The 25,455-nt window shown below is 43.4% G+C and carries 23 protein-coding genes, 1 tRNA gene and 1 pseudogene; 20 read left to right on the top strand and 5 right to left on the bottom strand.

The features are described from left to right. Window positions 1–53: 53 nt before the first annotated feature. From D2V05_RS04085 to D2V05_RS04100, 4 genes are all read left to right on the top strand, one after another. Window positions 54–329, top strand: coding sequence for a transposase (locus D2V05_RS04085; RefSeq protein ID WP_072882405.1), 276 nt, complete (start codon window positions 54–56; stop codon window positions 327–329). Between the two features lie 23 nt (window positions 330–352). Beyond that, window positions 353–1,171, top strand: a complete 819-nt coding sequence (locus tag D2V05_RS04090) for an IS3 family transposase (protein ID WP_119645567.1) — start codon at window positions 353–355, stop codon at window positions 1,169–1,171. A gap of 36 nt (window positions 1,172–1,207) precedes the next feature. After that, window positions 1,208–2,368 (top strand): Sau3AI family type II restriction endonuclease, encoded by a 1,161-nt coding sequence (locus D2V05_RS04095; RefSeq protein ID WP_262706544.1) that lies wholly within the window; start codon window positions 1,208–1,210, stop codon window positions 2,366–2,368. Between the two features lie 111 nt (window positions 2,369–2,479). After that, on the top strand, window positions 2,480–3,403 hold the full coding sequence (locus tag D2V05_RS04100) for a hypothetical protein (protein WP_119646276.1): 924 nt from the start codon (window positions 2,480–2,482) through the stop codon (window positions 3,401–3,403). Between the two features lie 285 nt (window positions 3,404–3,688). On the opposite strand, the gene D2V05_RS04105 is transcribed toward D2V05_RS04100, so the two are convergent. Then, window positions 3,689–3,762: transfer RNA gene (locus D2V05_RS04105), tRNA-Asn, on the bottom strand. A gap of 67 nt (window positions 3,763–3,829) precedes the next feature. After that, entirely contained in the window at window positions 3,830–5,185 is a 1,356-nt protein-coding gene (gene rseP, locus D2V05_RS04110; RefSeq protein ID WP_119646277.1) for an RIP metalloprotease RseP, read from the bottom strand. A 150-nt stretch (window positions 5,186–5,335) separates the two neighbouring features. Here rseP and D2V05_RS04115 point away from each other — a divergent pair, with 150 nt between their 5' ends. The 10 genes from D2V05_RS04115 (at window position 5,336) to D2V05_RS04155 (ending at window position 12,779) form a co-directional block, all read left to right on the top strand. Beyond that, the gene (locus tag D2V05_RS04115) at window positions 5,336–6,010 is read left to right on the top strand and encodes an SCO family protein (RefSeq protein WP_119646278.1); all 675 of its coding nucleotides are present in this window, start codon (window positions 5,336–5,338) and stop codon (window positions 6,008–6,010) included. Window positions 6,011–6,095: 85 nt separating this feature from the next. Then, window positions 6,096–6,338 (top strand): FeoA family protein, encoded by a 243-nt coding sequence (locus D2V05_RS04120; protein ID WP_119638964.1) that lies wholly within the window; start codon window positions 6,096–6,098, stop codon window positions 6,336–6,338. Further along, a complete protein-coding gene (feoB, locus tag D2V05_RS04125) occupies window positions 6,335–8,551 on the top strand; it encodes a ferrous iron transport protein B (protein ID WP_119646279.1) in 2,217 nt (738 codons plus the stop codon). Before D2V05_RS04120 ends, feoB begins: the two co-directional genes overlap by 4 nt. Then, window positions 8,551–8,700, top strand: a complete 150-nt coding sequence (locus D2V05_RS19625; protein WP_183114781.1) for a hypothetical protein — start codon at window positions 8,551–8,553, stop codon at window positions 8,698–8,700. Before feoB ends, D2V05_RS19625 begins: the two co-directional genes overlap by 1 nt. Before the next feature lie 66 nt (window positions 8,701–8,766). After that, window positions 8,767–9,162, top strand: coding sequence for a TonB-dependent receptor (locus D2V05_RS04130; RefSeq protein WP_119646280.1), 396 nt, complete (start codon window positions 8,767–8,769; stop codon window positions 9,160–9,162). Window positions 9,163–9,301: 139 nt separating this feature from the next. Continuing rightward, complete coding sequence (locus D2V05_RS04135; RefSeq protein ID WP_147378223.1) at window positions 9,302–9,826, top strand: RNA polymerase sigma factor; 525 nt, start codon at window positions 9,302–9,304, stop codon at window positions 9,824–9,826. Between the two features lie 2 nt (window positions 9,827–9,828). Then, window positions 9,829–10,620: a HEAT repeat domain-containing protein gene (locus D2V05_RS04140; protein ID WP_119646320.1), complete on the top strand. Its 792-nt coding sequence runs from the start codon at window positions 9,829–9,831 to the stop codon at window positions 10,618–10,620. A 19-nt stretch (window positions 10,621–10,639) separates the two neighbouring features. Further along, window positions 10,640–11,392 carry a DUF4097 family beta strand repeat-containing protein gene (locus tag D2V05_RS04145; RefSeq protein WP_119646282.1) on the top strand — a complete coding sequence of 251 codons (753 nt, stop codon included), beginning with the start codon at window positions 10,640–10,642 and terminating at the stop codon, window positions 11,390–11,392. Between the two features lie 33 nt (window positions 11,393–11,425). After that, on the top strand, window positions 11,426–12,136 hold the full coding sequence (locus D2V05_RS04150) for a DUF4097 family beta strand repeat-containing protein (RefSeq protein ID WP_147378224.1): 711 nt from the start codon (window positions 11,426–11,428) through the stop codon (window positions 12,134–12,136). A gap of 79 nt (window positions 12,137–12,215) precedes the next feature. Beyond that, window positions 12,216–12,779: a hypothetical protein gene (locus tag D2V05_RS04155; protein WP_147378225.1), complete on the top strand. Its 564-nt coding sequence runs from the start codon at window positions 12,216–12,218 to the stop codon at window positions 12,777–12,779. Window positions 12,780–12,880: 101 nt separating this feature from the next. Here D2V05_RS04155 and D2V05_RS04160 read toward each other — a convergent pair. The 3 genes and pseudogenes from D2V05_RS04160 to D2V05_RS04170 form a co-directional block, all read right to left on the bottom strand. Then, a pseudogene (locus D2V05_RS04160) lies at window positions 12,881–13,272 on the bottom strand (DUF423 domain-containing protein). Window positions 13,273–13,282: 10 nt separating this feature from the next. Next, on the bottom strand, window positions 13,283–13,696 hold the full coding sequence (locus D2V05_RS04165) for a DUF2141 domain-containing protein (RefSeq protein WP_235855383.1): 414 nt from the start codon (window positions 13,694–13,696) through the stop codon (window positions 13,283–13,285). Next, window positions 13,693–14,133 (bottom strand): hypothetical protein, encoded by a 441-nt coding sequence (locus tag D2V05_RS04170; RefSeq protein WP_119646285.1) that lies wholly within the window; start codon window positions 14,131–14,133, stop codon window positions 13,693–13,695. Before D2V05_RS04170 ends, D2V05_RS04165 begins: the two co-directional genes overlap by 4 nt. Window positions 14,134–14,190: 57 nt before the next feature. Between D2V05_RS04170 and D2V05_RS04175 the strand changes: the two genes are divergently transcribed. The 6 genes from D2V05_RS04175 (at window position 14,191) to D2V05_RS04200 (ending at window position 25,455) form a co-directional block, all read left to right on the top strand. After that, window positions 14,191–14,988: an SDR family NAD(P)-dependent oxidoreductase gene (locus D2V05_RS04175; RefSeq protein WP_235855384.1), complete on the top strand. Its 798-nt coding sequence runs from the start codon at window positions 14,191–14,193 to the stop codon at window positions 14,986–14,988. Between the two features lie 7 nt (window positions 14,989–14,995). Next, window positions 14,996–15,472, top strand: a complete 477-nt coding sequence (locus D2V05_RS04180) for a hypothetical protein (RefSeq protein WP_119646286.1) — start codon at window positions 14,996–14,998, stop codon at window positions 15,470–15,472. Window positions 15,473–15,604: 132 nt separating this feature from the next. Next, complete coding sequence (locus tag D2V05_RS04185) at window positions 15,605–18,721, top strand: VPS10 domain-containing protein (protein ID WP_220473536.1); 3,117 nt, start codon at window positions 15,605–15,607, stop codon at window positions 18,719–18,721. A gap of 72 nt (window positions 18,722–18,793) precedes the next feature. After that, window positions 18,794–20,542: a glycoside hydrolase family 13 protein gene (locus tag D2V05_RS04190; RefSeq protein WP_119646287.1), complete on the top strand. Its 1,749-nt coding sequence runs from the start codon at window positions 18,794–18,796 to the stop codon at window positions 20,540–20,542. A gap of 116 nt (window positions 20,543–20,658) precedes the next feature. Further along, window positions 20,659–21,027, top strand: a complete 369-nt coding sequence (locus tag D2V05_RS04195) for a hypothetical protein (RefSeq protein WP_147378226.1) — start codon at window positions 20,659–20,661, stop codon at window positions 21,025–21,027. Between the two features lie 78 nt (window positions 21,028–21,105). After that, entirely contained in the window at window positions 21,106–25,455 is a 4,350-nt protein-coding gene (locus tag D2V05_RS04200; RefSeq protein WP_119646288.1) for a CusA/CzcA family heavy metal efflux RND transporter, read from the top strand.

Raw genomic sequence — 25,455 nt, forward strand, 5'->3', positions numbered from 1 at the left:
TGTAGATACCCCAAAAACTAGGGCAGTAAGTTTAATCATTAAATTTACTGAATATGACACGAAGAAAGTTTACCCCGAAGTTCAAGACCAAAGTGGTCCTGGAAGCCTTGAAGGAACGGCATAGCCTTGCCGAACTTGCCCAGAAGTACGAGATACACCCTACCCAGATCAGCGCTTGGAAGCGCGATTTCCTTGATGGGGCCGAGCAGGTGTTCGAATCGGGCAAGAAGGATGCCCGCAGCGAGACCGAAAGGGAGAAGGACAAACTTCTAAAGGCCATAGGCCAGTTGAAGGTCGAGAACGATTTTTTAAAGGACGCCTTGCGCTGAGACCACTCTCCGAACGCAGAAAAATGATACGCAAGGGTCATTCCAAGATGAGCATTGCAAGGCAGTGCAGAACATTGTCGGTCCATCGCTCGGGGCTCTATTACAGGCCAAGGGGCGAGAGCGAACTGAACCTGAGGCTCATGCGCGAGATGGACGAGCATTACCTCCACCATCCCTTCAAAGGGGCCAAGCGGATGCACATCTGGCTGACCAGGGACAGAGGGTACAAGGTGAGCAGGAACCGTATCGAACGGCTCTATTACAAGGTAATGGGCCTCAGGGCCGTCCTTCCGGGAAAACATACCTCCCGAAGGTGCAAGGACCACAGAACGTATCCGTACCTGCTGAGGAACCTGACCGTTGACAGGCCCAATCAGGTCTGGGCCACAGATATTACCTATATCCCCATGCAACAGGGATATCTCTATCTGGTGGCCATCATCGACCTGCACAGCCGCTATGTCCTGAACTGGAGCGTGTCCAATTCCATGGATGCCCAATGGTGCAGGGAAACATTGGAAGAGACCATAGGTGAGCACGGGACACCGGAGATCCTCAATACGGACCAGGGGAGCCAGTTCACTGCCGAGGAGTTTGCCAACTATGTTTTGGGTCAGGGAATACGCCTGAGCATGGACGGCAAGGGAAGGGCCACCGACAATGCCTTTATCGAAAGGCTTTGGAGGAATGTAAAGTATGAGAAAATCTATCTGAACCCTCCAAAGGATGGTATGGAACTCTATCTGTTATTGGCAGAGTACTTTGATTATTACAACCATGAAAGAAGACATCAGTCCATCGACTATGAAAGACCCATCGATCTATTCAAGAGAGCAGCTTGATAATTATATTGGTTTTGTAGAAAAACTGTCCTAAAGATCGGGGTATCTACAGAGTTTCGGGCAAAGGAAAGACTTGTATTAAATATTATAAACTATATAGAAGTATACAAAGAGGAATTTGAGAACAGTTCCTTTTGGAAGAAAAATGCTCATTTATTATTGGTATTTTATCTTCATGACAATGATTTGGACTTGCTAGATTATAATATAAGGCTTGTAAATGATTGGCAATACCCAAGTGAAGATTTAAGAATCATCAAACATGATTGGGAAACAATAAATAAAAAAATAAAAGATGGCAAGGCCCACGAATTATCAGAAGGTGACACATTTTATCTTGGGGCTTGCACAAAAGGCTCAACTGCCTTAAAATCTTTTCGCAATCAGCCATTTAATGAAGAAAAAGCAAAGCAAAGGGCTTATTCTCTTAAGCAAGGTTATGTTAATCACATAATTGCAAACATTTCTCAGGAGGAAACTGAGACATATGGAAAGATTATAGAGCGGCCCGAAATTCTCGATGCAGTTCAATCAATCGAAGAAATAGTTATATCGAAATTCCTTCCTTTCTATGGTAAATCAGCAAAAGAGATAGAAAAATATTTGGGTTTGGAGTTGAATCAAAAAGCCAAAAGCTATTTTGCCAACCTTACTAATGCAATTCTTGGTCTTAAACTTGGGCAAAAAATAGAAGAATTTGAAAAGGCCGATATCCAAGTCAAAACAATTCGACTTAGCGAAAATAACCTACCAAAAGAAGATATTTCATTTCCAACATTTGAATTTCAAGAATTAATCAAAACTGATTGGGAAGACTCTGATTTCAAGAATATTTTAGAAAGTAAGTTTTTCTTTGTTTTTTATCAATATGAAAACGATGATCTAATTTTAAAAAAAGTACGGTTTTGGAATATGCCACAATCCGACATATCAGAGGCCAAAATAGTTTGGGACAAAATGATTGAAGCAGTTTCTAGAGGTTTGATAGTCCGAGAAGTAAGCGATATTGGCATTAGAAAGACCTACTTTCCAAAGAAAACTGAAAACAGAATAAGTCATGTCAGACCACATGCCAGAAATGCTGCAGATACTTTTATGCTTCCTATACCTGATAAATTAACAAAACTTACTGAATATACTAAACACTGTTTTTGGTTTAATGCAAGTTATGTAAGAGATGAAATATTTATGAAATAAGCCCCCAGAACGTATTAAGAATTTTAACCTTTTATGTGCTTAGTTTAAAAAAACGTCTATTTTTCGTGTTGATGAAGTTAGATTAAAACGGAATAGAACTTTAAACAAAAAATGCAAATCATTACTGAAGATGGTGAAAATTATATTTTGATATCCAATCCACGTCAATTGGAGAAATTACTCAATCTTATATCTTCACAAGAAGCCTTTGCCGATAAATTTAAATTTTCCAAAAGAGAACTCTTCATCAACTTACTCGAATCATTAAAGGTTGACTATGAATACTTTACTAAAAACTATTTTTATTACGATTCAAGTAGAAAAATACATATATCCGAAAGCCAGTTTGGGTATGTTTGGGTAAGTACTTCGGGATTAGTTGCAAAAAATAAACCTACTTTTAATCGTGCGCTAAATTCTTGTTTAAACCAATATTTAGTAATATCACTACTTTTTAAAAATGCGATTGAAATTGTTAAAGATGAAAGGGTATATGATATCGATTCGTATCCATCCAGCCAATTAAGCAAATTATCACCGGCAATTTTCCACAATCTCACATTTTACATTGAGGTATTTTGTAAAGCTTATTTATCATTGACAGATAGCACGGTTCCTCGCACACACAACTTGCCTATTCTCTACCAGAAAACCGTAGACGTAATGGTTAATAAAAAACATAATGATTCGCTTTTCCAGATATTGGTATTGGATCCGCTTTATAATTTCATTAATCATATAGATAAAATCCCAGGTGATTTTAAAGAACAATTTATAAAATACGATGATAACCCATTAGACGATACCGTAATCTTATTTGATCTCGGGGGCTTAGTAGAAATGACCCATATACTTGAATTATCTGTTGACTTTATATCCGATTATTTCTATATGGGCACAGAATCTCATTATTTAGAAACAAACCTATTTAAGAGGCTTTTAGAATTGGCAGACACTGAAGAAAAAAAGAAAAAGATACGAGAAATGTATCCACATTTAGACAACAGTCACAAGGATGCTAGTAAGGAAAATTAAACTTAATTGGATTTTTATTCTAAAGTCATTTATTAGCACAATAGGTTGCCCCTATTCCAATTTTAATTTACGCTTTTCTTCCCGAACACTATAAAATTGGAACAGGATCCACGTGCAAAAGTTTAAGGGTAAGTATTTGGGACAAGTGACAAATTATTCTGAAAAAATTTAGTTTGAAATGTTAAAGTTTGGGTTCAAACTTTATTTTTTTCAATCCGCGTGCAAATTGCGTGCAAATGAAAAAGGCTTCAGAGTTTGAATTTCTCTGAAGCCTTGCTGTATCTGCTCCCCCTCTTGGGCTCGAACCAAGGACCCTCTGATTAACAGTCAGATGCTCTAACCAACTGAGCTAAGGAGGAATTTTACCTTAAGCGGGTGCAAATATAGCAGATTCTTTATTACACCACAAACAAAAAAATAGCTTTTCTATTTAAAAAGCCATTTATACAGATCATTCCCGTTGGCAAACAGCAATAGAGCGATCAAAAGGAAGAAGCCCACCATTTGGGCATACTCCAAAAACTTATCGCTGGGCTTGCGGCCCGTGATCATCTCATACAACAGGAACATCACATGCCCCCCATCCAAGGCTGGGATAGGCAAAATGTTCATAAACGCCAAAATAATGGAGATAAATGCCGTAGTGGCCCAAAAGGCCGGCCAGTTCCAAGTATCGGGGAACATGCCCCCAATGGCGGCGAACCCTCCTACCCCTTTATAGGCTCCAGTTTCTGGATTGAAGATTTTTTTCAATTGCTTCATGTAGCTCGAGAGGGTAGACACCCCTTTGTTGATTCCGGCTGGAATGGCCTCCAAGAAAGAATATTTTTGCGTCTCGATCCTAAATATCCCTTTATCCTGAAAATCCTCCATGGTGATCGCAGCGGTTTCCAAGCCCAATTTGGCATCCTTGCTCACTTTGGCCATAACATGGTGCTCCGTACCATCTTCCCTTTTTACAAGGACATCAACCTCTTTTCCTTTGTTGTTATCCAATAGGGTCATCACTTGATCGCGATATTTGGCAGGTGACCCGTTGATGTTGACAAACTCGTCTTTAGATTTAAAGCCTGCATTCTTGTTATGGGAAGTATCAGGAACCTGGTTCACGATAAAGGGCACCCTAAAACTCAAAAAATGGATTTTGTCCTCATCCTCTAACAAAGTGGAAATAAAATCCACAGGGATTTCCTTTTCAATACGTTGGCCGTTCCTCTCCAAGGTAATGGTGTTCCCATTGATCAATTCTGCAAAAACACTCCTGAAGGTTTTCAACTCGTTGCCATCCACAGCAATGATTTTGTCCCCGGTCTGGATTCCCAACTCATCACCAATGGACTTTTCAGTGACCCACACCCCATCCTTTAAGCTGTCCATGGGAATATATTCGTCCCCATAAGCATAGGCCATACCAATGTAGATGACCACCGCCAAAATAAAGTTTACGGTTACCCCTCCCAACATGATGATCAAACGTTGCCAGGCCGGTTTGCTCCGGAATTCCCAAGGTTTAGGTTCTTCCTTCATCTGTTCGGTGTCCATGCTCTCATCGATCATTCCGGAAATCTTCACATAACCGCCCAAAGGCAACCAACCGATACCATATACCGTTTCCCCTATCTTCTTTTTGAACAGGGCAAACTTTACATCAAAAAAGAGAAAGAACTTTTCAACCCGGGTCTTAAAGATTTTGGCCGGTATAAAATGCCCCAGCTCGTGCAGGACGATAAGCAGGGAAAGGCTTAGAAAGAATTGTATGGTCTTTATCAATATAGGGGTCATCAGTCACAATTTGTTAAAACGCACAAAAGTAACCTTTTAAGAAATGATAAAAAAACCAAGGTTTTGTTCACTCATCGATTTAAGAAAGATTTAGCAACAAAAGTTGAGTTTTATCATGGCAGATCATCCCTTGGGCCGTAATTTTGCACCATGGGTTCTTTTTTTGCGAAATACAAGTTGTTCGGATTGGTGTTCCTTGGTCTGTCGGCCATTATCATCTACCTATTCTACAATGCCCTACAGCCCGAAAATGTACTCCCTGTGTACCAACCTAACATGGTGGATAAATCGCTTGTGGACAGCACACTCTACTACAAAAAGAAGTACCACACCATTGCTGATTTTGCCTTGGTGAACCAAAACGGTGATACCATTACCCAAGACAATTACAAAGGGAAAATCTATGTGGCAGATTTCTTTTTTACCACCTGCCCCACCATTTGCCCGATCATGACCAAAAACATGGGAGAGATACAGGCCGCCATTTTGGATGACCCCAACATCATGCTCCTATCGCACTCGGTGACCCCGGTGATCGATTCTGTGCCCCAACTGAAAAAGTATGCCTTGGAAAAAGGAGTGGTGGACAGCAAATGGAATTTGGTGACCGGAGATAAAAAGCAGATTTACGAGCTGGCCCGTAAATCGTACCTAGCCGTAAAGACCGATGGAGATGGTGGGCCGTATGATATGATCCATACCGAAAACTTCATCTTGGTGGACAAGGAGAAAAGAATCCGCGGTTTTTATGATGGCACCAATCGGGAGGAAATCAACAAGTTGTTGGAAGACATCAAGATTCTTGAGGCCAGTTACGAGGATTGAAACAAAACGTTTAAAAGATGATGGCCAAATATTTAGCTTTTTTACTTATTTTTGCCCTTAATTATATTCAATCTAAATAAGCTTAGTGGCTACTGTTGCAGACCTCACCCAAGGCCAAAAGGGAATCATCAAAGATTTTGCGGAACATGTTCTACCGATTAAACTATTGGAGCTCGGTTGTTTGCCCGGAAACAGTATTGAACTGATCCAAGTGGCCCCTTTGAACGACCCCATATACATCAACCTAAGTGGAAGTCACATAGCCATTAGACGATCACTGGCCGAACTCATTGAGCTGGATATCATTGAAGAAACCCAAGCCCTATGAGCAAGAACATCAACGTTGCCCTGATCGGTAATCCTAATACCGGAAAAACTTCTGTATTCAACCAACTTACCGGGCTCAAACAAAAAGTGGGCAACTACCCTGGCATTACGGTAGAGAAAAAAGAGGGCATCTGTAAGCTTCCCAGAGGGGTAAAGGCCCATATTCTTGATCTTCCCGGCACGTACAGCCTCAACACTACCTCTTTGGACGAAAGCTTGGTGGTGGAATTGCTTTTGAACAAGAACGATAAAGACTATCCCGATGTGGCAGTCGTGATCAGCGATGTGGAAAACCTCAAAAGGAACTTGTTCCTTTTTACGCAAATCAAAGACCTGAAGATTCCCACCATCTTGGTCATCAATATGGCCGACCGCATGTCCAGAAAAGGGATTTCCATGGACATCGAGGCAATGGAAAAAAAGCTGGATACCAAGATTGCCTTGGTCAGCACGAGGAAAGGACAAGGCATAGAGCGAATCAAGGAGCTCATTGCGGATTACAAAAACCTGTCTTCTGCTCCTAATGTCGATGCCAAAAGAATTTCTCCCGAGTACTTTGAACGACTTCAAAAAACGTTCCCCAACGAGGATCTGTACAAACTTTGGCTGGTGATCACCCAGGATGTGAACTTCATGCCGATTGAGAAGAAACATATTGAGGATGCCACATCGTTCACCACCAAATCCAAGGAGGAACTCAAAAAATTGCAGCACAAGGAAACAGTGTTGCGCTACCAGTTCATCAACAACACCCTAAAAGAGACCTACAAAGTGGATTTCTTGGCCGCTAAGGGCTTCCGTGCCTCCCTGGACAAGATACTGACGCACAAGATTTTCGGTTATCTCATCTTCTTTGTAATCCTGCTTACTATTTTCCAGGCTATTTTTGACTGGAGCAGCTATCCCATGGATTTTATTGATGAGCAATTTGCCCTTGCCAGCGAATGGATCAAAAATACCTTGCCTCCCGGGGTCTTTACGGATCTTTTGGCCGAAGGCATCATTGCAGGGATTGGTGGTATCGTCATCTTTATCCCCCAAATTGCCTTTTTGTTCCTTTTTATTTCCCTTTTGGAAGAATCGGGATACATGAGTCGGGTGGTTTTTTTAATGGATCGATTGATGCGACCCTTCGGACTGAGCGGAAAAAGCATCGTGCCCCTCATTTCAGGAACGGCTTGTGCCATACCCGCCGTAATGGCTACCCGAACCATTGAAAATTGGAAGGAAAGGCTCATCACCATTTTAGTGACACCTTTCACCACCTGCTCCGCCAGGCTACCTGTGTATCTGATTTTGATTGCGTTGGTGATTCCAAAGGGAACCATTTTAGGACTGAGTTATCAAGCCCTGACCTTGATGCTTTTATACCTCATCGGATTTGGCATGGCCATTTTCTCTGCCATGATCCTGAACAAGATTCTGAAAATTAAGAGCCGATCGCTCTTTATGGTAGAGATGCCCACCTATCGCCTGCCCTTGTTGAAAAATGTGGCCTATACGGTTTTGGAAAAAACCAAGAGCTTTGTGTTCGGGGCAGGGAAAATCATCTTGGCCATCTCCATTGTACTTTGGTTTTTGGGTTCCAACGGATACTCCGAAGATTTCAAGAACGCCGAGCAGATCGTGAACGATCGCATTGAACAGGAAGGCCTTAGCACATACAGTAAAAACTACATCCAGAACAACATTGATGCCTATCGGGAAAATGCTCTGGCCGAAGGGATTGCACCAGAAGTCATTCAAGACTCCATACAGTCCATGACCCACGATCTAAGGGAAAGGGCCGAAGCCCAGGAAATTGCCAGCTATAAGTTGGAACATTCCTATATAGGCCAGGCCGGAAAAGCATTTGAACCTTTGGTGAAACCTTTGGGCTACGATTGGAAAATAGGTATCGCCGTGCTCACTTCCTTTGCAGCACGGGAGGTATTCGTAGGCACCTTGGCCACCATCTACAGCGTGGGAAGTGACGAGGAAGAAACCATCAAAACCAGAATGGCCGCTGAGTTGGACTCTTCGGGAAGGCCATTGTTCAACTTGGCGTCCGGTATTTCCTTGATGCTTTTCTATGCCTTTGCCATGCAGTGCATGAGCACACTTGCCATTGTAAAACGGGAGACCAATTCTTGGAAATGGCCCTTGTTCCAATTGGGCTTTATGAGTGTTTTTGCCTACCTTGTAGCATTGATTGCCTATCAAATCCTCATCTAATGGAAACGGTTCAACACATATTGGTCTATCTGATCTTGGCCTTGGCCGTTGCCTATTTGGTGTACAAGTTCCTTCTTCCCAAGTCCTTGATCCATGGAGGCAAGAAAAATTCCAAGGACTGCAGTCAGGACAATTGTGGCTGCAGTTAAAATCCCAACAGGATTAATGTCTTCAACTAATTAATTTTTAGTATTTTAGATTATAATCCTACTCTCATGAAAAGCCATTTTCTCTGTCTTTTAGTACTGCTTTTATTGTTGACCGCTTGTTCATCCAACAAGAATGCATCTTATGATAAAAGCCATTCCGAAGAACTGGCAGAAAAAAATGCCAGGAACATTCCATTGATCGATCGTATCCGAAAAATGCCAGGCATCACTTTACGAAATGGGGTACCGCATTTTTTACGGAACTCCACTCAATTTTTTGATAGCGGCACCGAACCTTTGTACGTATTGAACGGCACGGTTATGGGTAATTCCTTTCAGTCCATCAACCAGTTGGTGGACAGTTTCAACGTAAAAAGAATACAGACCATTGCAGGTTCTGATGCCGCAGAGTATGGATCAAGGGGCGGTAACGGGGTCATAAAGATTACCACCTACCAATAACATTTCACCTCATTGTATTCAATAGGAAAAATCATATTTCCAAATCTATCTCACATCAACCTTTAATTTTTTTTATTGGTGATGTAACCTTTCTTAATTTCCTGACTATATAAAGTAAACGCCAACTAAAAAACATCTTTTGGAAGCGCTTTCAGATGAAATGATCATGCAAAAAGTGGCCGAGGGCAATTTAGATTTGCTCAAGGTACTTTTTGACAGGCATCACAAACATGTGTACAATTTTCTGTTCAAAATGTCGGGAGACCGCATGCTGAGCGAAGATTTGACACAGGATGTTTTTTACAAGTTGATCAAGTACAGAAGTTCATACCATATGGGGTCTTTCAAATCTTGGTTGTTCACTATAGCCAGGAACAGTTTGAAGACGCATTTTACAAGGCACCACAAAACCTTTGAAGACATTGGGATTTTGGCCTACCAATCAGCGGAAGAAGTAAATGACATGACCGAAAACAATGCCCATTTGCAAAATGCATTGAACCGATTGTCCCCGGAAGACCGTGAGCTGATTTTCCTGAACCGTTATCAGGAAATACGGTACGAGGACCTTGCAGAAATTATGGGCAGTACCCCGGGAGCGATCAAGACCAAGGTCTGCAGGATATTAAAAAAATTGAAGGAAATCTATTTAGAAACAATATAACCATGGAAAACGAACACGTTTTGGATCTTATCCCCGAATATTTGGATGGCTCCCTGGACAACGAGACCATGAAGAACATTCAACGGCACTTGGAAAAATGTCCTCAATGCCAACAGGAAGTAAAGGAAATGGAAGCACTCCTCAAGGCGTTCAAGAACGATGTGGTTCCCGTTCCTTCGGAACGTTTAAAATCAAGGTTTGAAGAAGCTTTGGAAGCTGAAAAAGCAGCTATGGGCAAAGTAGTTCCCTTGTCGTCCAAAACGAAAAAATATGATTGGGCCAGTTCCGTACTCAAAATTGCGGCCAGTATTGCCTTGTTGGTCGCATCCTTTCAGATGGGAAGTGTATTCCAACAGAAAAAAATAGATCAGGAACTGGCCGAGTTGAAGGACGAGAACCTGAACATGAAACAGACCGCCATGCTTTCCCTTATGGAAAACCAATCAGCCAGCAAACGTATCCAAGGGGTAGCTTATATCGACGAATTTGAGAATCCGGATGAGGCCATCATACAGGCCTTGGCCAACCGATTGCTTAATGATGAGAACGATAACGTTCGGTTGACCGCTTTCGAGGCCCTATCCAAATATACCTCTTCGGAAACCGTAAAGCATGTGCTCATCCAAGCATTGGAGAAGGAAAAAAACCCAAGCATTCAAGTGGCCATCATACAGACCTTAGTTCAGATTCAAGAGAAAAAAGCGGCCGAACCCATGAAGAAATTATTGGAGAATGAAGACACCCAGCCCTTCATCAAAGAACAGATCAAAGCAGTATTACCAAGTTTAACATAAATATCAAAAAGCGAAAATCATGAGAAAATTCACCATTATCCTAGCCGTACTCTTTGCCAGTACGGTAGCCCGGGCCCAGGCCGATTATACCAAATCGTTGAGCGGTATCCAATGGGTAAAAATCGAATCCAAGGCAGACGTAACGGTAAAAACCCACAGTTCCAACGAACTGTTGATCAAATCTGGCCCATCCATGAAAACCCCCGAAAGGGCCAAGGGCCTAAAATTAGTGGGTGAAGGCGGCACCGACAACACCGATGTGGGCTTTTCGGTCATCCAGGATGGCAGCACCCTGATTGTTTACAACCTAAGAAAATCTGGTGATGCCGAAATTTATCTCCCAAAAAACCAAAATATTTCCGTGAAGAGCACTTGGAACGGAGATATTGAAATTGACGGTTTTGCAGGCGAAATTGAAGCAGATGCCCAATTGAACGGAAGTGTCAGGGTTTCCAATGTAAACGGTCCTGTAACCGCCAATACCTTGAACGGAGAACTTGCCGTAACCTTCGGCACGGTGAAACAAGATTCACCTATTTCCCTATACTCCACCAATGGTGCCGTAGATGTGTCCTTACCCAGCAACACGCCTGCCAACTTATCCCTAAGCACCTTGAACGGTAATGTGTATACCGATTTTGACATTAAAGCGGAAGAAAAGAACGGTATGCGATCCTTGTTGGGCAGAAACATCAAATCGACCATCAATGGTGGGGGTGTCAACCTTTCCATGAAGTCGACCAACGGGAACATGTACCTCAGAAAAAAGTAATCACAATCCAAAACATCAAAAAAACGAACAGTCATGAAAAATTTCATTTTAGCCTTGATAGGCCTTTGCACCCTATCCCTGAGTGCCCAAAAAGTCATTGAAAAGAACTTTAACTATTCCGGGCAATACATTGACCTTGATGTAAAATTCGCATCCAACATCGAAGTGAAGACATGGGACAAATCCACCGTTTATTTCAAAGTGGACCTTACTACAGAAGACGGCAAATATTTGGACCTGTATAAATTGGACATCGACGAAGGTTCCAAGACCATCAGCATCACCTCGGAACCCAAAGATGTGTTCAAAGCGTTTCACGATGAATGGAACAAGAACCATCCCAATGAAGAGGAAAGGTACTATTTTACCAAGGACACCTATACGTTCAACTACGTGCTTTATGTGCCAAAAAATGCTTCATTCAAGGTGAGTAGCATCAATGGTGAGCTCCAATCCGACATTATTGAAGGGAATTTCACCGCAGAATTGATCAATGGGGATATCGACATCAAAAAATATAATGGAGATATGGACCTACAGACCATCAACGGAGCCATCGACTTGGTCATGAAGGATACCCAAATGGTGGCCGAGACCTTGAACGGTAACATTTACGCCGACGAAAAAATGGACCTCAAGGTATCCAAACGTTATGTGGGGCAAAAAGTGGAAGGAAGTTTTGGCAATGCCTCGCACCGCATGAAACTGAACACCATCAACGGCAATGTTTACTTAAGGCTCTAAATCACAACAACGTGGTATATCTGAAAGATGACCCAATCTTGTGATGGGGCAAGAGTTACGCTATTCAAAAAAATAAATTATGAAAAAATCAGTGATTGTCTTTTCAGCAATTCTTTTGTTTTCATGCTCACAGTCAAAATCGAGCAAACCAAATATGGAAAATCTGGGTAATGACAGCATTACCCAGGTTGAAAATAATCGTATAGCAGTTCTAAATGAACTTAGAAATGAACTTCTTTTAACCTATGGCACAATTGATGGATGGTCGAGGGTGGACATGGGACCATGCGGTGAGTTTGCCTATGCCTTCTATGAAGAGTGGAATTCCAGGTTCAAAGACTCGGTCAATATTGTTTTTATGATGAAACCGGATGGTTCAGATTGCAATCATGTTCTTGTAAGGTTGCCAGATAAAAATTTGTTTGATGCCGGACTTGGGGTTATGGATGAAAGTGCCTTAAAGCTTGTTTTCATTGAAAGCCGTATTGAAGATATGGTTCATTTTGATTATGACTTATTAGAAAAATGGTCATATGGATTGCATCGAAAATATTACAATTGCCCAAACTATTCAGACAGTTTATCGAGAAGTATATTAAAACGCCATTTTGACAAACTAGCAATGCAAAATAATGGAAGGTAATTTAGGATGGCAAGCATACAATTCTTTGCACAACGCCATAAGCATAAAAGTTGTGACCTATTCAAAATGAATATGATAATCTGCAATTAGTGATGAAGACCCTAAATCAAATTGGAAACAAAGGAATAGAGCAATAGGGCCCAACCGATTACCAATAGCAATCCCCCAATTGGGGTAACCGGACCCAAAAACCGAAGTTTTCCCCTTTGGCCGCACTTAAACAAAGTGCATAAATGCTGAAGGAAAACAGCAACGTACCAAAGATGAAGCAGTTGACCATGGCCGAATCCAATGGTCCGTCAAAACTTAGGTTAAAACCAAGTACCAAAAGCACTAGGGCATGGTACATCTGATATTTGACCCCTGTCTCAAAACTATGTAAGAGTTCGGGGGTCAATTTCTTTTTAAGGGCGTGGGCACCAAAGGCACCAAAAACCACAGCCAGTAGCCCGTACAATGCTCCCATAAGTTGTGCCATAAACAGTGTTCCCATCTACTAAAATTTAAAGGTTAATGTTGATTACGTAATCCGAGGTTATGTGAAAGGCGCATTCCTTGTATTTGGGTGGCCCGAAGGTTTTCATCTCGGCATTCGAAAAGGCCACCTTTTCCCTTGGAATCCCCAACCAATTAGTATCCAATTTACCATTATCATTTTCATCGTGGAAAACAGCCAAGGCATATTCCCCTGCAGGCAAGTTTGCAATCTTCAAAACAACACTACCTTCATTGGCCTGCACACTTTCCGTTGTCAAGACCCGTTCAAAGGAGAGAAAGGCTTCATCCGAATTGTAAACGGCCACATTTACTTTACCTTTTTTGGATGACACATTGTTCACATGTACCGAAATGGTGTTCTGGGCCAAGAGTATCATGGGAAAAACCATCAAACAGAAAACAAAAAAAGTCCTCATCATTCTTTTCCTTTGGAAGACATACGATCTTGTAAATCCGTTTGCAAAATGGAGTATAATTCTTGGGTCTGAAGACTATCCTGCAGGTTGATGTACATTTTGAGCGAGTCATGGTGTACCAGTTTGATCTTCTGCTGCCGTAGGTCGTCCACAAAAACATACACCTTGGCTTGGGTGATGGAATCCTTAAAAACGCCTTTTTCCTTCATGTCCCATGAAAACCCACTCGAGCGTTCCATTTCGGGCAGCTTATCTACCAAAAGAACACTATCGATCTCGGCCAACGGAACCTTCTGGTAGTATATGCCTGAGAAAATCCTAAGGCTGCCTTCCTCAATCTTATGCCAATTTTTGTAATGCTCCACAAAAGCGAGCACACAGAAAACCACGGTGACCACGATCAGTACATTCCAAAGCCAATGTCTTTTCTTTTTACCCATATTGTTAGGTACGGTTGATGGATTTAAAGGTAGTGCAATTCAATTTAGCATTCAAAAATGCCCATTCCTATTATCTTTGGAACATCAAGAACCACCATTATGGATTTTACAGGAAAGAACGTACTGATCACAGGGGCCTCACGCGGCATCGGAAAAGCTACCGCCATGGCCTTCGCCAAAAAAGGGGCCAAGGTCGGGGTCAACTACAAAAACAATGACGAAGCGGCCCAAATGGCATTACAAGAACTTCCCGGGGAAGGTCATCATCTTTTTAAACGGGACATTTCCCAAAAGGAAGAGACCAAGGCATTGATCGATGATTTCATCAAGGTTTATGGCCAATTGGATGTTTTGGTGAACAATGCGGGCATTTCCATTTTTCATGAATTGGACCATGTGGATTTTGATCATTGGACCCATGCTTGGGAAAAAACTTTTGAAACCAACCTCTTTGCGGCGGCAAATCTCTGCTATTGGGGAACTAAGGCCATGATGAAATCGGGTGGCGGACACATTGTCAACGTTTCTTCCCGAGGGTCTTTCCGAGGGGAACCCACCAAGCCAGCCTACGGCGCAAGCAAAGCCGCCCTGAATGCCATGAGTCAATCGTTGGCCAAAAAACTGGCCCCTCACCACATTTATGTGGGGGTTGTGGCCCCAGGGTTCACTGAAACCGAAATGGCACAAGAAACTCTTACCCCCGCCGAGCGGGAAAATCTTTTGCGGGAATCTCCCTTCAAACGGATGGCCCGACCGGAAGAAGTGGCCCATGCCATATTGTTTTTGGCATCGGAAGGTGCTGCCTATTCTTCAGGGACCATTATCGACGTGAATGGGGCCTCATATTTGAGATAAACCATTCATGAAGGCATCTACCATAGCACAAATCAAAAAAGAACTCCAACACAGATCTTCGGATGAAGTGGTCCAACTGTGCTTGCGATTGGCCCGGTTCAAAAAGGAAAACAAGGAACTCCTTACCTACCTACTTTTTGAGGCGGACAGTGAATCGGGATATATTGAATCCGTGAAGCAAGAAGTGGACGAGTTGTTTTCTGAAATCAATGTGAACAGCTATTTCTACATCAAAAAAAGTGTCCGGAAAATCCTTCGAACCATCAAAAAATACATCCGTTATTCGGGCAACAATGAAACCGAAGTGGAACTACTGCTCTATTTCTGTGAAAAACTGAAAGCCCTTCGGCCTTCCATCCACCGTAATACCACTTTAAAAAACTTGTACGACAGGCAATTGATCTATATCGAAAAGAAATTGCCCCTGCTCCATGAAGATCTGCAATATGATTTTGGGGAGCAATTGACCCATTTGAAAAGCTAGTTTGAAATATTCTCAACAGTTTCTTTAGAATGGTTAAAAATATGGGGCACATCCTCACAAATGGTGAATCATTTTCAATCGTATTGAGTAAATTGTAGCTTTATTTAACTACTCATAACCAACACCGACATCATGGGAATGCTAAAAACCTCAACCAGAACATGGCTGCTACTGTCCATGTTCCTATCCTCATTGTTCAATTACGCCCAGACTGCTCCTACCATGCAAGTGGACACCAGTTTTTACAACGGTTTTAAATGGCGAAATATAGGCCCAGAAAGGGGCGGCCGATCGTTAGGCTGTGCGGGAAGCCCTTCAAGACCCAATGAATATTATTTTGGGGCCACCGGAGGTGGTCTATGGAAAACCGTTGATGGCGGTAATACCTGGTCCTGCGTAACCGATGGTCAGGTAACGAGCTCCTCTGTCGGCGCCGTTGCGGTAGCGGAGACCAATCCTGACGTGGTCTATATCGGAATGGGCGAAACCCAACTCCGGGGAAGTATTACCCAAGGGGATGGTGTGTATAAAACCACCGATGGCGGCAAAACATGGACGCATATAGGCTTGGAAGAAACCCAGGCCATTGCCAGGGTACGTGTTGACCCAACCAACGAAAACATAGTGTACGTTGCGGCCCTTGGTCACCCCTATGGAGACAATGAAGAGCGTGGCGTTTTTAAAAGTACCGATGGTGGAGCTACCTGGAAAAAAATACTTTACGTAAGCAATAAAGCTGGCGCGGCCGATTTGATCATTGACAGGAACGACCCCAATACCCTTTATGCCAGTACATGGCAAGTGTACCGAAAAGCTTGGAAAATGTGGGGCGGGGGTCCTGATTGTAAGCTTTGGAAATCAACGGACGGCGGTGAAACCTGGACCGATCTGACCCAAAATGTTGGCATGCCCAAGGGTCCTATCGGGAAAATCGGTGTTACGGTTTCCCCTGTGGATTCCAATAGGGTCTGGGCCATTGTGGAAGCCAACGAAGGTGGCGTTTTTAGATCGGATGATGGAGGAAAAACTTGGGAACTTACCAATAACGAGCGCAAATTAAGACAACGTGCTTTCTACTATTCCAGAATTTATGCGGACCCCAAAGATAAAGATGTGGTCTACGGATTGAACGTGGGCTTTTTCAAGTCCACCGATGGCGGGAAAACCTTTGATGTGACCATCAACCCTCCCCATGGCGACAACCATGACCTATGGATAGACCCGAACAATCCCGAAAGAATGGTCAGTAGCAACGATGGTGGAGGTATTGTAAGCCTTAATGGTGGTAAAACCTGGACCGATCAGGATTATCCTACTTCGCAATTTTACCATGTGATGGCCACCAGTGATGTTCCCTACCATGTAGCGGGTGCCCAACAGGACAATACCACTTTGGCCATGCCCAGCGATGGATGGGATTTTATGCAGGCGCGTGGACCCAATAAAGGTTGGTACTATGCCGTAGGAGGTGGTGAAAGTGGATGGATTACGCAGAGCCCAACCAATCCCGATATTTTTTATGCCGGAAGCCAAGGAGCCTTATTGACCCGATATGACCGAAGCAATGGCCAAACCCGGGACATACAGGTGTACCCCCGGTTTTTCTCCGGGGAACCCGCCAGTGCCCTTCCAGAACGTTGGCAGTGGACCTTCCCGATCATGTTTGCTCCCAAAGATCCCAATGTGATGTACACTTGCTCCCAACATGTTTGGAAAACGACCAATGATGGTCAAACATGGGAAAAAATAAGTCCTGATCTTACTTATGCCGATCCCGAGACTTTGGGCAAAACGGGCGGTGTGATCACCATGGATATGAACGGACCGGAAATTTATGCCACAGTTTTTGCTTTGGCACCATCCTACCATGACATCAATACCATTTGGGCAGGATCGGATGACGGCAAGATTAACGTTACCCGTGATGGCGGCAAAACTTGGACCGACATTACTCCCCAAGACCTCCCAAAATTCTCTAGGGTCAGCATCATTGATGAATCTGTCCACAATCCTGGCACTTTGTATGTGGCGGCCAACCGTTACCAGGTTGATGATCGTGAACCCTATGTTTTCAAGACACATGATTATGGTAAAACCTGGACCAAGATCATTACCGGAATTGAAAAAGGGCATTTTGCAAGGGCCATTCGTGAAGACCACCAAAGAGAAGGCCTTCTTTTCTTAGCCACGGAACACGGGGTCTATTTTTCCATCAATGATGGGGATAACTGGCAGTCCCTTCAATTGAACCTTCCCGATACCCCGATTAGGGATTTGGTCATCAAGGACAACGATGTGGTCTTGGGATCCCATGGTAGGGGATTCTGGATCTTGGACGACATTCAACCCCTTCGCGAATATTCTCCCGAGCTGAAGAGCAAAAAAAATGTCCTCTTTAAACCAACCGATGTCATCCGGGGTATTTACAATGCCAACTTCCAATATTATCTGGAGGAACAGGTAGATACCATCACTTTTGAAATACTGGATGCCAAAGGAGAATTGATTGATTCCTTCGGAGGGAATCAGCCTAAATACAAAAAAGATGATGGTGATTCTTGGTACAGCAGGGGAAGCAGTACCAAACCTACCACGGCCAAAGGCATCAACACCTTTACCTGGAACTTAAGGTATCCTGGGCCCACTTCTTTTGATGGCATCATCATTTGGGGTGGGTCGGTCAAAAACGGTCCTAAGGCACCTTTGGGCGCGTATAAGGTCAAAATGAAAGTAGGGGATGAAGTGGTACAGGAACTCCCTTTTAATGTGGTCATCGACCCCAACTTAAAAGGCATCACTGCTGATGATTTGGACAAACAATTTGAATTGGCTTCCAAGATTACCAAAAAGGCAAGTATTGCCAACGAGGCAGTGATCCAGATCAGAAGCATCCGCAAACAATTGGACAGTATCGGCAAGGAAATCACAAGCAAGCAGTTCAAAAAACTTTCAGGTGGTCTTATGGAGCCCCTGACCGTTGTGGAGGAAGACCTCTACCAAGTTCGGAACCAGTCCGGACAGGATCCCCTGAACTTCCCGATAAAGCTCAACAACAGGTTCATTTCCCTTCAACGCAGTATTGAAAATGGCGATGCCAAACCCACTGATGCATCCTACGTTGTTTTTGACGAGCTGTCAAAGGAACTGGATATCCATATTGGAAAATTGAACAGTATACTGGAAAAACAACTCCCAAAAGTGAATGCCTTTTTGGAAAAAAATGGTAGTGCTCCCATCAGTTTGGACTAACAGGATTTCCTAACGGTAAGATTTCAGGCAAATCACCTATCTTTAAGGAACATAGCGCATAATTTAACTGTGATGAAACGTTCCTCAATAAGATGGGTGATTTGTCTTTTTATAGCCTTGGGCGTGGCCAATTCCTGCAAACAAAACAACAACCCGCAGACCACTACCTCTGTTCAAAATGCCGAATGGTGGAAAGAGGCCATCGTTTACCAGATTTATCCCCGTAGTTTCAAGGATTCGGATGGTGATGGTGTTGGCGACCTAAAAGGTATCATAGAAAAGCTCGATTATATTAAAAGTTTAGGTGTTACGGCCGTTTGGCTCAATCCCATCTATAGCTCGCCCAATGCCGATAACGGCTATGATGTAAGCGACTATCGCGGTATCATGGAAGAATTTGGCACCATGGAAGACTTTGATGCCCTTTTAACCGGAATGCATGAGCGGGACATCAAATTGGTCATGGACATTGTGGTAAACCATAGCAGCGATGAACATGAATGGTTCAAACAATCCCGAAGTTCACGGGACAATCCCTATCGTGATTATTATCATTGGTGGCCTGCTGAAAAAGGAGAACCTCCTTATCGCTACAGTTTGTTCGATGCCAAGGGCAATGCCTGGCAATATGATTCATTGACCAACGCCTACTACCTTCATTATTTTGCGAAGCAACAACCCGACCTCAATTGGTCCAACCCAAAAATGCGCCACGAAGTCTACGACATCATGAAATTTTGGGCCGATAAGGGCGTGGACGGTTTTCGGTTGGATGCCTTTCAGTTTGCGGCCAAGGATACCACCTACCCTAAATTCCCGGATGGTTTTGAAAAGGACTTCATTCAATACTATGCCATGCAGGATAGGCTCCATGACTATCTGAGGGAAATGAACCAAGAAGTTTTTAGTAAATATGATGTCATGAGCGTTGCCGAAGGCGCCGGCCGTAATTTTGATGATGCCCATAAATTGGTAGATCGGGACAGAAAAGAGCTTAATATGGCCTATGCCTTTGAAGGGGTGGATATTCCCAAATATGAGGGATATGAATTGGCAACCATGAAGGAAGTGTTCAGCAAATGGGACAAGGAATTTGCCAAAGACGGATGGCTTTCCATTTTTTTGGCCAACCACGACCAAGCCAGAATGGTAAGTAGATGGGGCAATGACACCGAAGCATACCGAAGTGCCTCGGCCAAATTATTGAATACCTTTATCATGAGCATGCGGGGCACTCCCTATTGCTATTATGGGGATGAACTTGGAATGACCAATATTGATTTTGATACCATTACACAATATCAGGACATTGCAGCCCTCAATGGATATCAAAAAGCATTGTCCGAAGGTGAGGATATGGACTTGTTCATGAAGAAACTCAATTTTGGTTCCAGGGACAATGGCCGCACTCCAATGCAGTGGAATGATTCCGAAAATGCAGGATTCACCTTGGGGACCCCTTGGCTTCCAGTCAATCCCAAATACGTCGACATCAACGTACAAAAAGAAAACTCCAATCCTAGTTCTGTGCTGAATCATTTTCGGGAATTGACCACACTTCGAAAACAAAATCCTGTTCTGGTCTATGGCAGCTATGAGCTTTTGGCTCCAGAACATCCTTCTATTTATGCCTATACCAGAACTTTGGAGGGCAAAACGCTTTTGACCCTGTTAAACTTTTCTAAAGAAAGTGCTGACATTACCCTTGAGACAGGTTGGGCCAAATCGCCAGTACTTATAAATAATTATAATGACCTTCAAATTATTGACGATTCCATAAAAATGGAGCCCTTTCAAGCGGTGATACTAAACATCAACTGATTCATTACCAATATAATCAGACTCATTCTAAATTAATAATCAAGCATTTATCCTACCTCGAATTGTCGTAATTTTATGGTGTCAGGATGAATAAACTTATTACCATATTAACTGCAATGCTCATTTTGCTCCAGAGCATCAATATCCATTTTAAGGATTTGGTGGAAATGGGACAGTTGGTGGAGCACTACAAATTCCACAGCGAGGAATATGGGGATAGTTTCATGGTTTTTATGTCCAAACATTATGGTGAATTGAAAGCCTCACACAACGAAAAGCATCAGGAGGAACAAAAAGATCACGAAAAATTGCCATTTCAGCACCAATCACAATGTTTGCAGCATTTGGTCTTTATGGTGGACTCCAATCCTTTTTTTGAATCCCGCTCGGAAATCCCCGTGGTAAGAAAGGGCAATTTCCATTATCAAATGTCGGACTCACAAATTTGGGGCGACGGGTTGTTCCAACCACCCAAACAAGCATAATTCATAGTTATCCGGGATTGCCGGACACTTCTCCAGAAGCCTTATTTAATCTGTAATGCTACTCTATTTCTATGAATCATGTTTTCAAAAATCATCTCTTTTAGCATAAGGAACAAGTTCATTGTTCTACTCTTTACTTTATTTATTGCGTTGGTAGGTTTATACTCCCTATCACAAATACCCATTGGTGCCGTTCCGGATGTGACCAATAACCAGGTACAGGTACTCACCACTTCAAGTAGTTTGTCCACCCAGGATATGGAGCTGTTCATTACCTACCCTGTTGAGCTGGAAATGGCCAACCTGCCCGGGGTCAAGGAAATCCGATCGGTTTCCAAATTCGGGCTTTCGGTGGTCACCATTGTCTTTGAGGACAATCTGGGGACCTATCTGCCCCGGCAACTCATCGCCGAAAAGATCAAATCGGCATCCAAACGTATCCCAGAAGGGTTTGGAGCCCCCGAAATGGGTCCCATTACCACCGGTTTGGGAGAAATCTACCAATACATTCTGGACGTTGAACCCAAATATCAAGGTCAATATACCTCCACCGATCTTAGGACCATTCAGGATTGGATCGTGAAACGTCAACTCTCTGGTATTCCGGGAGTGGTTGAGGTCAACACCTGGGGTGGGCACCTTAAACAATACGAGGTCGCCATCCAGACCCAAAAATTGAATGCATTGGATATTGCGGCAGCAGAAGTGTTCACCGCTTTGGAAAAAAACAACAGCATTGCAGGGGGCGGTTATATTGAAAAGGTGAACCAAGCCTATTTTATCCGTGGAGAGGGTCTGGTGAACAACCTGAAGAATATTGAAAATATCGTGGTCACCACCCGAAACGGCATACCTATTTATATTAAGGACATTGCAAAGGTCGGGTTCGGTAGTGCTCCCCGCTTTGGTGCCATTACCGGTAACGGGGAAGGCGAAAAAGTGCTGGGCCAAGTCATGATGTTAAAGGATGCAAATTCTAAAAAAGTTATTGAGGCTGTTAAAGAACGTGTGGCAAGTATTTCAAATTTCTTGCCAGAGGGAGTCTATATTAATCCTTTTTTGGATCGCAGTGAATTGATCGGAAGAACCACTTTTACCGTAACGGAGAACCTTATTTTGGGGTGTCTTATTGTGATTTTTGTGGTGGTCCTCCTTTTGGGCAACTGGCGCTCGGGCTTGGTGGTTGCCTCTGTAATCCCACTTTGTCTGATGTTCGCCCTCACCATGATGAACATTTTTGGAGTAGACGCGAACCTTTTAAGTCTTGGGGCCATCGACTTTGGCATCATCATCGATGGTGCAGTCATCATTGTAGAGTTCATTGCCTTTCAAATCAGTCAAAAACAAGCTGAACTGGTCCATTTGGGCAAGCATGAAATACAAGCAGTAAAGGATGAAATCACGGTGCAAGGTGCCACTAAAATGATGAACTCCGCGGTGTTTGGCCAGTTGATCATTCTTATTGTATTCATCCCGATTCTGTCCTTGAGCGGAGTTGAAGGTAAAATGTTCAAACCCATGGCTTTGACGTTCAGTTTTGCATTACTTGGGGCAGTTCTGTTGTGTTTTACCTATGTTCCGGTTGCTTCGGCCTTATTTCTGAAGCCGAGCAAGGATGAATCCAAAGGGATATCCGCGCGTTTGGTAAACTGGATCAACCGGCAATACGAACCCGTAATCCACTGGGCCATGGAAAGTAAAAAATTGGTGCTATCCGTAGCCGCAGCCCTGTTGGTTGGTGCCATTCTTCTGTTCAGCTCCATGGGCGGTGAATTTGTCCCAACGCTGGACGAAGGGGATTTTGTAATCCAACCGATTCTTAAGACAGGGACCTCATTGGAGAAAACCGTGGAGACAACCACCAAGATCGAGAAAATTTTAATGGACCAATTCCCCGAAGTAAAGCAAGTGGTAAGTAGAATCGGGGCCGCTGAGGTACCCACAGATCCTATGTCCATGGAAGAAAGCGACGTAATCATATCCCTAAAACCCAAATCGGAATGGGTTTCTGCGGAGACAAAGGATGAGCTTGCCGATAAATTCAAAGAAGCTTTGGCTGTGATTCCTGGCATGGAAGTGGAGTTTACCCAACCTATTGAAATGCGTTTCAACGAATTGATTACAGGGGTGCGGGCCGATATCGCCATCAAGATTTTTGGGGAAGACCTTGAGATTTTGAACAAAAAGGCCAACGAGATCAAACAACTTATCGAAAATGTGGAAGGAGCCTCGGACATCACCGTGGAAAAAGTGGAAGGTCTGCCGCAAATGAACGTATCCTACGATCGAGCAAAAATTGCCCGTCACGGACTCAACATAGCCGACCTCAACGAAATGATTTCCATGGGCTTTGCAGGGAAAATTGTAGGTAGCGTTTTTGAAGGGGAGCGGCAGTTCGATATGGCAGTTCGATTGGATTCAGAAAATCGACAGGATATTTCCGATCTTAAAAACCTGTATGTGGACCTCCCTTCCGGAGGAAAGATTCCGTTGAGCGAATTGGCTGAGATCACCTATCAAAAAGGGGCCGCCAAAATATCACGGGACAATACCCGAAGAAGGATTGTGGTCGGTATCAACGTGCGGAACCGCGATTTACAATCTGTGGTAGACGATGTACAATTGTTGATCAACCAACACATCAAGTTGCCCACTGGGTATACCATTTCCTACGGCGGACAATTTGAAAATTTGCAAAATGCAAAAGCTAGGTTGATGATTGCCGTTCCTATAGCATTGTTACTCATTTTCATCATGCTCTATTTTGCCTTTGGATCGGTAAAGGAAGCACTATTGATATTTTCTGCCATACCGCTTTCCGCCGTGGGAGGCGTTTTACTATTATGGTTGAGAGGAATGCCCTTCAGTATTTCCGCGGGAGTCGGTTTCATTGCCCTCTTCGGTATAGCGGTGCTCAATGGCATCGTACTTATCGAACATTTCAAGGAATTGAAAGGAAAGGATTTTGATTCCATGGAAGACCTTATCAAGCAAGGAACTAAAGATCGATTGCGGGCCGTATTGTTAACCGCATCGGCCGCGGCCTTGGGCTTTTTGCCCATGGCGGTTTCTACCAATGCGGGAGCCGAAGTGCAAAGACCTTTGGCCACTGTGGTCATCGGTGGGTTGGTAACGGCGACCATGCTTACTTTGGTAGTGTTGCCTGTTTTGTATGCCTATTCACACAACATTAAGTTTAAGGGTATGAGAAAGCGAAGAAAAATGAAAAAGATGTTGAAAAACCAAGGATTGACGCTTTTGTTGCTTTTGATTTCGATATCCGGATTCTCACAATCCAAATTGAACCTTGAAGATTTGAAGGCCCTGGCCTTGGAAAATAACAAGGGTATTCAAGCCGGTGCTCTAATGGTGGATCAGGCCGAAACATTAAAGGGAACTGCATTTCAGTTGGAAAAGACTGATTTCTACTATCAATACGATGAGAACAACCTGGCGTTGAACGGGGAGCCTTTAAAGGTTTTCGGCGCAAAGCAGATGTTGGAATTTCCGACGGTTTACGGTGCGAAAAGTAAGGTGCAAAAATCAAATTTCGAGCTGCAAAAATCATCTTTGGAACTACAAAAAAAGACCCTGTTCCAATCATTGAGCACCGCGTATTACGATTACCAAACGCTGCATCAAAAAGCCAAAATGTACCATACGCTGGATAGCATCTACACCAAATTTGCCCATGCAGCGAACCGGCGCTTTGAGCTCGGTGAGACCAACTATCTGGAAAAGGTGACGGCCCAAGCCAAACAACGGCAGATTGCCAATACCTATACCAAGACCCAACAGGAAATTATCACAGCCAAAGCATTGATCATCAGTTTAGTGCAAAGTGGTGACACCTTGGATATTGCCATTGAAAAACCAGAAAAGCTATCGGTCTTGAACACCACTGGCCTATTGGAAACGGAAAACGCCTTCCTTGATCAGCGCCAAGAGTTGAGCAATGCCCAAAAGCGATTGGAAGAAAACCGATTGCTGCCAGACATCGACCTGGAATATTTTCAAGGGACCAATAAAGGACTCGGCACCTCCCTGTACGGAGTCCAATTGGGAATAAGGGTTCCTTTGTTTTTCTTCGGGCACAGCAACAGTGTGAAATCCTCCAAGATCCAGACCAAGATCACGGCCATGGAAAACCAAGAGATCAGCATTACCATGAACCAACGTTACAAATCCCTTTTGCAGCAGTTGGAACAGCAGACCAAGGAACTCTCCTATTATGAAGATGAAGGGGGCCTATTGTCCGAGCAAATCTTAAAAGCGGCTTCGGGCAATTTCAGCAATGGGGAAATCGATTTTTTCCAATACATCCAAAGCTTGGAGAATGCTTATGACATCCAGTTGAATTACTTGGATGTCCTCAACCAATACAATCAAACCGTAATCGCCATTAATTACTTGACCATAACATTATAA

Origin of the sequence: Flagellimonas pelagia (genome assembly GCF_003584135.1) — a bacterium.
GTDB lineage: Bacteria > Bacteroidota > Bacteroidia > Flavobacteriales > Flavobacteriaceae > Flagellimonas > Flagellimonas pelagia.